Source organism: Bartonella australis AUST/NH1, assembly GCF_000341355.1.
GTDB lineage: Bacteria > Pseudomonadota > Alphaproteobacteria > Rhizobiales > Rhizobiaceae > Bartonella > Bartonella australis.
Genome location: NC_020300.1, coordinates 1,027,250 through 1,041,042 on the forward strand (window position 1 = coordinate 1,027,250; position 13,793 = coordinate 1,041,042).

General features: G+C 40.3%; 9 protein-coding genes, 1 other RNA gene and 2 pseudogenes. 11 read left to right on the forward strand and 1 reads right to left on the reverse strand.

Annotated elements, in window-relative coordinates; translation table 11 throughout:
• The first annotated feature begins 75 nt into the window (after positions 1–75).
• Both BANH1_RS04380 and BANH1_RS04385 read left to right on the forward strand, forming a co-directional pair.
• Complete coding sequence (locus BANH1_RS04380) at positions 76–1,383, forward strand: MFS family transporter (protein ID WP_015398204.1); 1,308 nt, start codon at positions 76–78, stop codon at positions 1,381–1,383.
• Positions 1,384–2,137: 754 nt separating this feature from the next.
• Positions 2,138–3,448: pseudogene (locus BANH1_RS04385) on the forward strand (MFS transporter).
• Positions 3,449–3,794: 346 nt separating this feature from the next.
• On the opposite strand, the pseudogene BANH1_RS07325 reads toward BANH1_RS04385, so the two are convergent.
• Positions 3,795–3,933: pseudogene (locus BANH1_RS07325) on the reverse strand (thymidylate synthase); the annotation flags it as partial.
• A 199-nt stretch (positions 3,934–4,132) separates the two neighbouring features.
• On the opposite strand from BANH1_RS07325, the gene BANH1_RS04390 reads away from it, so the two are divergent.
• The 9 genes from BANH1_RS04390 (at position 4,133) to BANH1_RS04425 (ending at position 13,740) form a co-directional block, all read left to right on the forward strand.
• A complete protein-coding gene (locus BANH1_RS04390) occupies positions 4,133–5,440 on the forward strand; it encodes an MFS family transporter (protein WP_015398205.1) in 1,308 nt (435 codons plus the stop codon).
• Positions 5,441–5,906: 466 nt separating this feature from the next.
• Positions 5,907–6,262: a transfer-messenger RNA gene (ssrA, locus tag BANH1_RS07210) on the forward strand.
• Positions 6,263–6,420: 158 nt separating this feature from the next.
• On the forward strand, positions 6,421–6,969 hold the full coding sequence (locus BANH1_RS04395) for an SspB family protein (protein WP_015398206.1): 549 nt from the start codon (positions 6,421–6,423) through the stop codon (positions 6,967–6,969).
• A gap of 13 nt (positions 6,970–6,982) precedes the next feature.
• On the forward strand, positions 6,983–7,165 hold the full coding sequence (locus BANH1_RS04400) for a DUF4169 family protein (RefSeq protein WP_015398207.1): 183 nt from the start codon (positions 6,983–6,985) through the stop codon (positions 7,163–7,165).
• Positions 7,166–7,183: 18 nt separating this feature from the next.
• Complete coding sequence (locus BANH1_RS04405; RefSeq protein ID WP_015398208.1) at positions 7,184–7,429, forward strand: ribbon-helix-helix domain-containing protein; 246 nt, start codon at positions 7,184–7,186, stop codon at positions 7,427–7,429.
• A gap of 136 nt (positions 7,430–7,565) precedes the next feature.
• Positions 7,566–10,019 (forward strand): ATP-dependent helicase, encoded by a 2,454-nt coding sequence (locus tag BANH1_RS04410; RefSeq protein ID WP_015398209.1) that lies wholly within the window; start codon positions 7,566–7,568, stop codon positions 10,017–10,019.
• Between the two features lie 401 nt (positions 10,020–10,420).
• Positions 10,421–11,002 (forward strand): SCO family protein, encoded by a 582-nt coding sequence (locus tag BANH1_RS04415; RefSeq protein ID WP_015398210.1) that lies wholly within the window; start codon positions 10,421–10,423, stop codon positions 11,000–11,002.
• 28 nt (positions 11,003–11,030) lie between these two features.
• Positions 11,031–11,900, forward strand: a complete 870-nt coding sequence (locus BANH1_RS04420; RefSeq protein WP_015398211.1) for a 50S ribosomal protein L11 methyltransferase — start codon at positions 11,031–11,033, stop codon at positions 11,898–11,900.
• 13 nt (positions 11,901–11,913) lie between these two features.
• Positions 11,914–13,740: an aminopeptidase P family protein gene (locus BANH1_RS04425; RefSeq protein WP_015398212.1), complete on the forward strand. Its 1,827-nt coding sequence runs from the start codon at positions 11,914–11,916 to the stop codon at positions 13,738–13,740.
• The last annotated feature ends 53 nt before the right edge of the window (positions 13,741–13,793 follow it).

Consider the following 13,793-nt stretch of genomic DNA (forward strand, 5'->3'; position numbering starts at 1 on the left):
TTGAATTTGTGTAACTCCAACTGTAAATAGCCCTGAAAAGAAATGAACAATATAACTACATGGGGGGATAACTTTATGGAAAATGAAACAACCTTGGCATCACGTGATATGAGGAAACGTATCTCATCCGTTGTGTCCAGCGCGTCGGGTAATTTAGTAGAATGGTACGACTTCTATGTCTATTCCTTTGCATCAATTTATTTTGCGTCGCAATTTTTTCCCTCAGGTGGTGACGTTGTTGTCCAGCTTTTGAAAGCCGCAGGTATTTTTTTTGCCGGCTTTCTTATGCGCCCAGTAGGGGCATGGCTTTTTGGTTTTATCGCTGATCGTTATGGTCGCAAACGTTCGATGCTCATCTCCGTTTTCATAATGTGTGCTAGCTCATTTTTGATCGCTCTGCTTCCTACTTACAAAACCATTGGGGTAGCGGCAGCAGTCCTTCTGCTTTTAGTCCGAATGCTTCAAGGGCTTTCAGCCGGCGGGGAATATGGCATCATAGCAACTTATATGGGTGAAATTTCTGTCAAAAATCACCGAGGCTTCTTTAGCTCTTTTCAACCTGCCACACTGATTTGTGGACAGCTCTTAGCAAGTCTTGTCATATTTATTCTTGCGTTTTATCTCACAGAAGATCAGATGAGGGCTTGGGGTTGGCGTATTCCTTTTGCTATTGGCGGATTAGCGGCCATTGTCGCAATTCGTCTACGCCGTTCGCTCCATGAAACAACGACCAAAGAAAGCCGTTCTAAAATACAAACCGGCGGTCTTACAGAACTTATGAGAAACCATAAAAAGTCCTTTTTAAAAATCGTTTGTTTCACATCCGGAGGATCGCTCACATTTTACACTTATACGACTTATATGCAAAAATACCTGATTACGACGACTGGGTTCGACAAACAAACAGCCATAACTGTGATGGCTGCTGCGCTTTTTGTCTTCATGTTATTGCAGCCTCTATTTGGCATATTGGCCGATAAAATTGGAACAAAAACTTCATTCATTATCTGGAGTATTTTGGCCATTATCTTTACGATCCCTGGCTTTAGAACCATTGGAAATACTGACAGTACGTGGGTCGCTCTACCGGTTATTATTGGATTGTTGTGTATAATGAGTTTTTATACATCTGTCGCTGGTGTCGTTAAAGCAGAAATGTTTCCTTCTTCAATACGAGCAACAGGAGTGGGTTTGTCTTTTGCAATTGGCAATGCGCTCTTCGGTGGCTCTGCAGAATTCGTAGCGCTTAAGCTAAAGGAAAGCGGACATGAATCAATTTTCTATTTCTATATAACTGCCGTGATGATAATTGCGTTCATCGCAATTCTTACAATGCCAGATGCCCGGAAAGAAGGATATCTTCAAGACAAAAATATCCATTAAAATCCCCTAAGTAAACAAAAAGCCTGGTATTTTCAGGCTTTTTGTCTTTATTGGAAATTTAATTTCAAAATTATCTCAATTTTATCAAATATAATTAGTTTTTGGCCGCTTAGTTTAGTAATTTTTGATATAATCATTTTTAGCATTTGGTCCGCCTGTATAATATACCTCGGAATCAGTTCACGCCTTTAGACTCCTTTTTCTAATATAAAAGCTAACCGACACATTTTTCTTCTTCGTCACCAAAATCAAACAACACTGCAGTGAACAATACCTGAAACAGAGCTTCACCGCTGCTTCGCGTGCCTAAAATGATTAAAATAAAGATGAGCATCACCAGGCCTGTAAATAAAATCGCCGATTTCTAACTCGTTATTTTGGAAAGCGTTGTCATTGACTACGCAATATTTGTGCTACCTTTAAAAAAACATAAAGGCTCATAAATAATTAAGCGTAAATGTAATTTTTTTGTTGTTAATGGGAAATCCAAACTACGAATTAACCGCGTCTGATGTCCAAAACCGACTGTATTCTACGCTTGTCTGATCTGAGCGGCCGGCGTAGTCGTTTGAAACATGAAATATAAAGACCGAGATACGTCTTTATATTATTTTCGTGGCCGGTTTCACCTATTACAGAAACCAAAAATTTCGCGATTCGCAAAAATTATCGTTACGCAATTAAATTTTGATGACTCAAATTCTAAATAGCTTTAAAAGAGACGGACATATAATTATATGAGGGGGATAATTTTATGGGAGATGAAGCGGCTTTAGCGCAGCATGATACAAGAAAACACGTCCAATCTATCGTGTCGAGTGCGTCGGGTAATTTAATAGAATGGTATAACTTTTACGTCTATTCCTTTGCATCAATTTATTTTGCATCACAATTTTTTCCTTCAGATGGTGATGTTGTTGTTCAACTTTTGAAAGCCGCTGGTGTCTTTTTCGTTGGCTTTCTTATGCGCCCAATAGGCGGGTGGCTTTTTGGCTTTATTGCTGACCGTTATGGCCGAAAACATTCAATACTTATCTCTATTTTTATGATGTGTGGCAGTTCATTCTTAATCGCTCTGCTTCCTACCTACGAAACCATTGGGATGGCAGCAGCAATCTTCCTGCTCTTACTTCAAATGCTTCAAGGGCTTTCAGCCGGCGGCGGATATGGTACCATAGCAACTTATATGAGTGAAGTTTCTCTCGAAAATCACCGGGGCTTCTTTAGCTCTTTTCAAGCTACTACGCTAATTTCCGGACAACTTTTAGCTAGTCTTGTTATATTCATTCTTGCGTTTTGTCTCACAGAAGATCAGCTGAAGGCTTGGGGTTGGCGTATTCCTTTTGCTATCGGTGGATTAGCGGCAATTGCTGCGGCCTATCTGCGCCATTCGCTCCACGAAACAACGACTAAGAAAAGTCGTTCTGAAGTGCGGGCTAATAGTCTTACAGAACTTTTTAAAAACCACCGCAGGGCTTTTTTTACGATCATTGGCTTTACATCTGCAGGGTCACTTACATTCTACACTTACACGACTTATATGCAAAAATATCTGATCACAACGACGGGATTTGATAAACATGCAGCCATAACTATAATGACCGTCGCGCTTTTTATCTTCATGCTATTGCAGCCTTTATTTGGCAAATTGGCCGATAAAATTGGAGCGAAAAATTTGCTGATCATTTGGAGCCTCTTGTCCATTATCTTCACCTAAATCCCTGGCTTTAGAGCCATTGGGAATACTGGCAGTATATGGGTCGCTCTATCGGTTGTCATTGGAATGCTGTGCATCGTGAGCTTTTATACGTCTATTGCCGGTATCGTTAAAGCAGAAATGTTCCCCTCTTCAATACGAGCGACAGGAGTGAGTTTATCTTATGCCATTGCCAATGCGCTCTTTGGTGGCTCTGCGGAATTCATAGCACTTAAGCTGAAGGAAAGTGGGCATGAATCCGTTTTCTATTTTTACATAACTGCCGTGACGATAATCGCGTTCATTGCAATTCTTACAATGCCGGACACCCGGAAAGAAGGTTATCTTCGAGACGACAATATCCATTAAAATCCCCTGATTAAACAAAAAGCCTGGTATTTTCAGGCTTTTTGTCTTTATTGGAAATTTAATTTCAAACTTAGCTAAATTTTGTCAAATATAACTAGTTTTCGGCTGCCAAATAAGGAAAAGTTGCACGACGACTTTTGAAATCTTCTCGTATTATTCTGGTAATTTTTAAAATAACCATTTTGGCGTTTAGTTGACCCATATAATATGCTTCGAAATCATTTTAACGCTCTTGGACTCCTTTTTCTAATGTAAAAGCTGATCAACACATTCTGGTCTTTCATCACCAAAATTAGGCAATGCAACATCAAAAAATAGCTGATATGCAGCTCAATTGCCGCTTTGCAATTTTTCGTCGTTAACAAAGGAAATCCAAGCTGCAAATTAAACCGCATCTGATATCCAAAAACCGACTAGGTTCCGCCACTTATCTGATCTGAACGGTCAACGCCATTATCTAAAATACGAAATATAAAGATTGAGATACGTCTTTGTGCGGGCGTTACAGCTGATTTTTTCTATTACAGAAACTAAAAGTCTCACAATTCAAAAAAATAAAATTCACTTAAGTTCACGAGAATATCTTTCACAAGAAATTATCATTATATAATTGAATTTTGATGATCCAAATTGTAAATAGCCCTAAAAAATATGAACAACAAGGATATAAAGGGATATAACTTCATGGAAAACGAAAAAACCTTGACACGGCATGATACAAGAAAACGTGTCGCGTCTATTGTGTCTAGCGCATCAGGTAATTTAGTAGAATGGTACGATTTCTATATTTATTCCTTTACATCAATTTATTTTGCACCGCAGTTTTTTCCCTCAGGCGGTGATGTTGTTGTTCAACTTTTGAAAGCCGCTGGCGTCTTTTTCGTTGGCTTTCTTATGCGCCCGATAGGTGGGTGGCTTTTTGGCTTCATCGCTGATCGTTACGGTCGCAAGCGTTCGATGCTCATCTCTGTTTTTATGATGTGTGGCGGCTCATTCTTAATCGCTTTGCTTCCTACTTATGAAAGCATCGGGATATCAGCGGCAGTTCTTCTGCTTTTATTGCGGATGCTCCAAGGGCTTTCAGTCGGGGGTGAATACGGTACTACAGCGACTTATATGAGCGAAGTTTCTCTAAAAAATCATCGGGGCTTTTTTGGCTCTTTTCAATATACCACACTCATTTCTGGACAGCTTTTTGCCAGTTTTGTTATATTCGTTCTCGCAATTTATCTCACAGAAGATCAGCTGAGGGCTTGGGGTTGGCGTATTCCTTTTGCTATCGGTGGATTAGCAGCGATTATCGCGATTTATCTGCGCCGTTCGCTCCATGAAACAACGACTAAAGAAAGTCGTTCTAAAGCGCGGGCTGGTGGCCTTGCAGAACTTATGAGAAACCATCGAAAAGCTTTTTTTACGATCATTTGTTTCACGGCCGGAGGATCACTTACTTTTTACACTTATACGACTTATATGCAAAAATATCTGATCACGACGACTGGGTTTGATAAACATGCGGCTACAACTATAATGACCGCTGCGCTTTTTGTCTTCATGTTGCTGCAGCCTCTATTTGGCGTATTGGCAGATAAAATTGGAACGAAAACTTCACTCCTCATTTGGAGCGTCTTGGCTATTATCTTTACAACCCCTGGACTCAAAGTCATCGGGAGTACTGACAGTAGGTGGGTAGCTCTATCGGTTATCATTGGAATGCTATGCATCATGAGCTTTTATACGTCTATTGCTGGTATCGTTAAAGCAGAAATGTTCCCCTCTTCAATACGGGCAACAGGAGTGGGTCTGTCTTATGCCATTGCTAATGCTCTCTTTGGTGGTTCCGCCGAATTCGTAGCGCTTAAGCTGAAAGATATTGGACATGAATCCATTTTCTATTTCTATATAACTGGTATGATGATAATTGCGTTCGTTGCAATTCTTACAATGCCAGATGCCCGGAAAGAAGGATATCTTCAGGGTGATGATATCCATTAAAATCCCCTTACATTCGACAAAAAGCCCGGTATTTTCGGGCTTTTTGTCATTATTGAGAAGTTTGATTTCAAAATTATTTAAATTTGGTTAGATAAGCTTATTTTGACTGGCAAATAATAAAATTTTGTACGGCTTTTTGTGATTTTTTAAAATTATTCTAGTAATTTTTAAAATAGCCGTTTTGGCGTTTGGTTTACCCATATTAATATGTTTTGAAACCATTCTAGCACTCTTGAACTCTTTCATCTCAATACAGCCAGCGGAATCAATATATTAATATATTTGGTCCTTCGTTACCAAAGCTAAACGATGTTTATGCCGTCCCGTTGCAACTTCATTAAAGTTCAGGCTACGTTATTAATATCAAGAAGAAATTACTTATTGCTCTGTACTCTCCGCGAGAATGAGCAAACCTATTCTATAATTACGGTATGAAATCTATAAATGACGGAAGATTTTTAAGATCCCCCTTTCCCAAAGAATGTTCTTGATCTATATTAGGGGGGCTGGTTTTCCAGATATGGTAATAAATGGACAATGAAATAAACCCATTGGACCCGGGGGCGGTACCCGGCGCCTCCACCTGAGTATAACTAAAAAGGTTATATTTTGGTGGGGGCGAAATAGGATCGACAAGGGCGTAAAGATTGCTCTTTTACCCGGCATTGTACCACCGTCATCGGACTAAATGAGTAGTTGCAAACGACAACTATGCGGAGGCACGCCTCGCCGCTTAACCGTGGTGCGGAAGCTTCAAGTGAGTCTTAAACCGTCGCAGGTTTAAGCGGGGTTCGGAGGCACCTGGCAACAGAAGCCTTCACTTTTGCGACGCTCATTAAGCAGTGTTTATCGGGAAATTCGTATTTTTCTCTGTTAATTAAGTTTATGATGAGCAAAATATTGCTAACTTAAAGAAATATTTCGTTGAACTGTGTTATCCATGCTTAATTGCCGTGTTAAAGTGAGAGGAATAGACTTCGATGATTCAAGATCAGATCCGCTATGACATCCTCGTTCAGGAGGCACTCCGTGGAGTTATTCGTAAAGTTTTGTCGGAAGTTTCTAAAGCGGGCCTTCCAGGTAATCACCATTTTTTTATCACCTTTTTAACAAAAGCACCGGGAGTAAAAATTTCCAATAGGCTTAAAGATCGCTACCCTGATCAAATGACGATCGTGTTACAGCACCAATTCAGAGATTTAAGCGTGTCAGAAATTGCTTTTGAAGTAACGCTCTCCTTTAAAGAAATTACTGAAAAACTAGTTATACCTTTTTCCTCCATTCAAGTTTTTTACGATCCCGTGGCAGCGTTTGAAGCAGCCTTTGATCTTCCTGCTAACCTTACTTCTGGAGAAAACGAAAATCCGGGAAGTGCGCCGCACGAACCTGCTACTCTCTTAGACAACAAGCAAAAAAAGGGAGATACATCCACAAAAGAACAAGATCTTAAAGTAAATAAAGAGCCGTCAGACAATGAAATTAAACAAAGTGCTGATGTAGTTTCTTTAGATTCTTTCCGAAAGAAATGAGTGAATCGCGCCTATGACTGAACCAATTAATCTTCGTAAATTTCGAAAAAAGAAAAAACGTATAGAACAGGCCGTTCACGCAGAGGAAAAACGTTATCGTTTCGGACGGACGAAACTTGAAAAACTTTTTGAGGCAAAAAAATCTCTAGAAGCCAAAAAATTTCTTGATCAAAATTGTCTGACTAACGATGAATAAAAACTTAAAAGAATACAAATGAGTAATTTTATTGATTGGTCGAAAGCAATTCCGCATAAAATATCCGTACGAATTGGCGGCCACTCCACAAGTGTATCATTGGAACAGCCGTTTTTGGACATTCTCAAAGCCATAGCTCGGCAAAAAGGGCAACCTTTAGCTTTCATCATCGCCGATATCGATAGTAAGAGACCACAAAAAGTAAAGCTTTCAGCTTCATTACGTATTTACGCACTTCATAGCGTTCTTACCCGACAACTTTAGTATTTTTCCTTGCTTTTTATCCTATGATTCAATCTATTCATCTAACTAAACTAAATTAAAGAAAGTGCTGTGGTTTTCCTAAGAAAAGAGTTTTTAGACCTAGCGTTCATATAAAAAAGATACTACAAAAAATACAATGAATGACTTTTCTGATCACATACCATCCCCCGGAGATGGGGGCTTTCCTCATAAGGGCGGAGATAATTCTGAAGTAGGGACTTATGCCGTGACAGAAAGAAAAAAAGTACGATACGAACCTGATTATTTGGAAAAACTTAACCCAGAGCAACGACAAGCTGTCCTGAGCACGGAGGGGCCTGTCTTAGTTCTTTCAGGTGCCGGTACCGGAAAAACACGCGTTCTTACTACCCGTATTTCTCATATTCTGCATCTTGGGCTCGCTTCTCCTGAGCAGATATTGGCTATCACTTTTACTAATAAAGCAGCACACGAAATGAAAATGCGTATTGGTGAACTTATCGGCGAAACTGTCGAAGGTATGCCTTGGCTCGGAACATTTCATTCCACCGGTGTAAAAATTCTGCGTCATCATGCGGAACTTGTAGGCTTAAAAAGCAACTTTACTATTCTCGATAGCGATGACGTCATTCGCCTGTTAAAACAGCTCATTCAAGCTGAAGGCCTGGATGATAAACGTTGGCCCGCACGTAATTTGGCGACGATGATTGATTCTTGGAAAAATCAGGGACTTTCACCCAATGACATTTCGGAAAGCGATGCCTACTCCTTTGGTAACGGCATGGGGCGCGAACTTTATCGCAGCTACCAGAATCGGCTAAAAAGTCTCAATGCCTGCGATTTTGGTGACCTTTTACTCCACCCTATTCATATTCTGCAACATCACCATGATATTCTTCACGAATATCATGCTAAATTTCGCTATATTCTTGTAGACGAATACCAAGATACAAATACAGCACAATATCTTTGGCTTCGCCTTTTAGCTCAACGCCCTAAAGGGCAGCCGGTCAACTTTTGTTGTGTTGGTGATGATGATCAATCTATTTATGGATGGCGTGGTGCTAAAATTGATAATATATTACGGTTTGAAAAAGACTTTCCCCCAGCGAAGATCATCCGTTTAGAATGCAACTACCGCTCCACGTCGCATATTTTAAAAACTGCTTCCCATTTAATTTCTCATAATCAAGGGAGACTAGGAAAAACGCTTTTTTCTAATCAAATACACAGCCAAGAAGAGAAAGTAAAAATTAATGTAGCATGGGATTCAAAAGAAGAAGCTCGCGCCATCGGAGAAGAAATTGAACAAGCGCAACAAGCTGGGCGGCCGTTAAATCATATAGCTATATTAGTGCGAGCATCATTTCAGATGCGTGAATTCGAAGATTGTTTTCTGGCGCTTGGTCTTAATTATCGCGTTATTGGCGGTCCGCGTTTTTACGAGCGAATGGAGATACGTGATGCTATAGCTTATCTGCGCGTTGTCGTCCAACCAGCCGATGATTTGGCATTTGAACGCATCATTAATACCCCTAAACGCGGCTTGGGAGACACAACATTACGTCACCTTCGCAATAGTGCGCGCGCGCACGGTATTCCCCTTTTTGCTGCCGCCGCTGAAATAATTGAAACGGACGAATTAAAGCCCAAAGCGCGAAACGCCTTACGAGGCGTCATAGAAAATTTCCACCGGTGGCAAGATATGCTACAATACACACCACATACAGAGCTTGCTGAAACAATTCTCGATGACTCGGGTTATACAGAGATGTGGCAAAAAGATCGTTCGCCAGAGGCACCAGTACGGCTTGAAAACCTTAAAGAAATGATCCGTTCCATGGAACAATTTGAAAGTCTTCGTAGCTTTTTAGAACATGTTTCACTGGTCATGGATTCTGAAAAAAATGAGAATATGGATGCAGTCAACATTATGACTCTTCACTCAGCTAAAGGACTTGAGTTCGAGACAGTCTTTCTTCCTGGTTGGGAAGAAGGGCTTTTTCCTCTTCAGCGTTCGTTAGATGAAGGTGGCCACACAGGCTTAGAAGAAGAACGGCGACTAGCTTATGTAGGGCTAACAAGAGCGAAAAAATATCTGTATATATGGTTTGTATCCAATCGGCGAATTCATGGGCTTTGGCAATCCGCGCTTCCTTCTCGTTTTCTGAACGAATTACCGGAGCAACATATAGAAATAGCAGAAGCCGGGACACATTATGGTGGATATAACCAATCGCGTTTTAAATATCAGGATCCCTTCCGTAGTCATTACTCGACACCAGGTTGGCAACGCGCGCAAAAAAAACAAACAGAGGAAACGCATAATCACCGGAATACACGACTAAACGAATATATCGAACGAATCGGTTATGGTGACGTTGATTCAAATTTTGGAACTATTCAATCTCACCGACAAAAAACTATTAAAGGGGAGATTATCACTAAATCGGTAGTCAAAGCTCCATCAGCTTTTTCAATCAATGACCGAGTTTTTCATATAAAATTCGGTTATGGCCATATTTCAGCAATAGAGGGTAATAAACTAACTATTCTATTTGATAAAGCCGGAGAAAAACGTGTCATCGATAATTTTGTAACAAAAGCATGATGTAATAAAAACTGTGGTGCTATATCTACAAGCAGAGGGTCTCGCTCTTACATCCGCGATTAAGTGTGATCACCGGTGGATTGTTACACAAAATTACGCGCTCATTCGTTACTGCATAATACCAGAATTTACGATTGTACCGCTGTGTTGGTACATCATTTACTGCCACAAAACTTAGAATTTTTCCTCAATATCCACTCTTTCTTTTCTTGTTGTTTATACGCAAATAAAAAATATACCGACTAGATAAATGACAGCACCTAATCATTCATTTGTAGTGAAATATTTCCGCGATGCGTATTTTGTCGTATTTACAACACACCAGTTTTCAACACTGGAACAAAGATTGCAAAACTAACTTGAGAATGTTATGGCTTTCAAATCTTTTAGAAGGTTAAGCTATGAAAAATGTGATACGCATCTTGGGGCTAACGGCTGTATTCCTTTTTGGCGTTTTTGCTTATGATCTGTTTGTGAATAAGCCTTTAGGTGATGATTTCACGCTCGTTGATTCTAACGGAAACACTGTTACCGAAGCTGACATCCGCAGTGGACCTGCGGTAATTTTTTTCGGCTTTACTATGTGCCCTGAAAGTTGTCCTGTCACGCTCCTTAACCTTCAGCGGTGGCTTACGGCGATCGGCCCAAGTGCTGATAAATTAGGCGTATGGTTTGTAACCGTTGATCCTGAACGCGACACACCTGAAGTGCTGCATGAGTACTTAAGTAATTTTACCTATAAAATTATTGGTATAAGTGGGGATCCTGAAAAAGTTCATAAAATGGTGGCATCCTTCAATATCGTCGCTGAAAAAGTACCCGGAACAAATGGGAACTATACCTATGATCATACAGCCGCAATTTTCTTACTTAAAAAAGGTGGAAAACTAGCTGGTATTATCCCCTATAATGCTAGAGAAAGCGAAAACGAACTACAAGATGATATTGCTATAGAACGACTTAAAAAACTCGCCTCGAACTAAATTCAAAAAACTCAATAGAAAAAGCAATATGTCACAACAAGTTCGTTTGTACTGTACTATTCCTAAAAGCAAAGTAAAACAGTTTTATGCTCTCATAGAGACGGCCTTTGATGAAGAAGGGTATCCTCTTTCCCTTATGGAAATAGATGAGCAAAATGCCATTTATGAGCTTTCACTTTACGTCGACAAAAAAAAACAAGAGAGCGCCTATAAGCGCTTTGCTCAAATTTTTTCTATAAATCCAAGTCAAATTAATATAGAAATTTTACCCAATATCGACTGGGTTAAACAAAGTCTCGAAGGGCTAAAACCCGTGCGTGCGGGCCAATTTTTTCTTCACGGCAGTCATGACAGAAAAAATATTCCGCCCAATGTGTTACCCATCGAAATTGAAGCTAATCAAGCCTTCGGTACGGGCCATCATGGGACGACACTCGGTTGTTTGGAAATGATTACCAAGGTGATGCAAAATGAAAATCCACATAAAGCCCTCGATCTCGGGACCGGAAGCGGCGTATTAGCCATTGCTATCGCTATGCTCAAGCCTATTCCTGTGCTTGCATCTGATATTGATCCCATCGCTATTCAGGTCGCTCAACACAATATTCAACTCAATGGTGTTAAAGAATATGTTACAGCTATCACGGCGACAGGTTTAAATCATAATGAAATTGTATCACGCGCGCCTTTTAATCTCGTTATTGCTAACATCCTTGCTAATCCTCTCGTTGAATTTGCACAAGAAATGACGCGAATTCTGCAAAAAAATGGATCCATCATATTGTCTGGAATTCTCGAAGAACAACGCGACTACGTTTTAAAATCTTATGCGAAACAAGGCTTAAAGCATATCGAAACAATCCGCCACCAAGGATGGGTTACTTTACACCTCAAATAAAAAGGACGTTATTGTGCACCAATCTTTTAAAACAATCGCAAATCCAGCCTATACTGCAGAACGCATTTCTGCTCTTCGTAAAGAACTTGATCGCTTCGGATTGGATGGATTTCTGGTACCTCGCGCAGATGAACATCAAGGAGAATCTATTTCTTTGCATGCCCAACGTCTTAGCTGGTTAACTGGCTTCACTGGATCAGCTGGTATAGCGCTAATTTTAAAAAATAAAGCTATTATATTCACAGACGGGCGTTATAAACTTCAGGCTCGCCAGCAAACCGATTCTCATATCTTTGATTATGAAGATCTGGCTACTTGTTCACCGTCACAATGGCTTGCGAAAAATGGACAAAAACTTTCTATCGGCTTTGATCCATGGCTCCACACAATTACAGCTACAGCTACGTTGAGACAAGCTTTAGAAGTCGAAGCAAAAGGAAAACTCGTAGAAAGTCAATCTAATCTCATAGATCTCATCTGGCATGACCAACCACCGTTACCACAGGCAGCTTTATCGCTCCACCTCCTCAAATACGCGGGATGTAGTACTGACGAAAAATTGGCACTGATTTGTAAAGATATACAAAAAGTTGGAGCCGGCGGTTTTATCCTCACCGATCCCTCCTCTATTGCGTGGACTTTCAATATACGTGGTAACGATGTCCCAAACACGCCTTTAGCCCTTTGTTTTGCTCTCATCCCTATCAAAGGAATGCCCTCCTTATTTATCGATAGTAGAAAACTTGGTGCAGAGCAGAAACAATATCTAGAAAGCTGCGCAAAATTACACGAACCCAAAAAACTCATATCAGAGATAAAAAATCATCTCAAAATAGGAATGATTTTTGCTTTGGATCCGTCATTAACTTGCGAAAAATTGCGTATTATTATCGAAGAGGAAAACAGCTCTTTTATCACACTGACTAATCCTGTTTCCTTGCCACGTGCCATTAAAAATAACACAGAGCAAAATGGTGCACGTAAAGCGCATTTACGCGATGGCGTAGCCCTCACCCGCTTTCTTTCCTGGTTAAATAGACAAACCCCAGGCACAGTCAGTGAAATTTCGGCCGCCCAAAAATTAGAGGAATTCCGAGTAACGACGGCAAAAGAAATGGGAGAAAAGCTTGAAGACCTCTCCTTCGATACGATCTCTGCAGCAGGTGCTAATGGTGCGATTATTCATTATCGCGTAACCACTGAGACAAACAAAATACTTAACGCTGGTGAAGTTTATCTCGTTGATTCGGGTGGACAATATCGTGATGGCACTACAGATGTTACACGTACAGTAGCAATTGGTAATATTGGAAAAGAGGAAAAGCACTGTTTTACCCTCGTCCTTAAAGGCATGATTGCCCTTTCAACCGCGCGATTTCCAAAAGGCACGCGTGGGCAAGATATTGATGTTTTAGCGCGCATCGCACTATGGAAAGCTGGATTTGATTACGCGCATGGTACCGGTCATGGAGTCGGATCTTACCTCTCTGTGCATGAAGGACCACAAAATGTTTCGCGCTATGGAAGCCAAGAACTTGTTCCCGGAATGATTATTTCTAATGAACCTGGGTATTACCGCGAAGGAGCTTTTGGTATTCGTATTGAAAATTTGATGATTGTGAAGCCAGCACAAAAAATCACCGCTGGTGATATAGATATGCTGTCATTTGAAACACTCACAAATTGCCCCATCGACCGGAGCTTAATCTTGCCAGAACTTTTGACAATAGAAGAACGACAATGGCTTAACAACTACCATGCCCACGTTTATAAAATTAATGCACCTTACCTCAACGAAGAAGATAAAAAATGGATGCAAGAAGCCACGATGCCTTTTTGACTAAATAAAAAACACACCTTTTTTCTCCCAGAAACTTTTCTTTATTTTTATCT

Coding starts and splice junctions, on each gene's coding strand:
- BANH1_RS04395 (WP_015398206.1), top strand. CDS start 6,421: ATGATTCAAGATCAGATCCGCTATGACATCCTCGTTCAGGAGGCACTC.
- BANH1_RS04420 (WP_015398211.1), top strand. CDS start 11,031: ATGTCACAACAAGTTCGTTTGTACTGTACTATTCCTAAAAGCAAAGTA.
- BANH1_RS04415 (WP_015398210.1), top strand. CDS start 10,421: ATGAAAAATGTGATACGCATCTTGGGGCTAACGGCTGTATTCCTTTTT.
- BANH1_RS04410 (WP_015398209.1), top strand. CDS start 7,566: ATGAATGACTTTTCTGATCACATACCATCCCCCGGAGATGGGGGCTTT.
- BANH1_RS04380 (WP_015398204.1), top strand. CDS start 76: ATGGAAAATGAAACAACCTTGGCATCACGTGATATGAGGAAACGTATC.
- BANH1_RS04390 (WP_015398205.1), top strand. CDS start 4,133: ATGGAAAACGAAAAAACCTTGACACGGCATGATACAAGAAAACGTGTC.
- BANH1_RS04400 (WP_015398207.1), top strand. CDS start 6,983: ATGACTGAACCAATTAATCTTCGTAAATTTCGAAAAAAGAAAAAACGT.
- BANH1_RS04405 (WP_015398208.1), top strand. CDS start 7,184: ATGAGTAATTTTATTGATTGGTCGAAAGCAATTCCGCATAAAATATCC.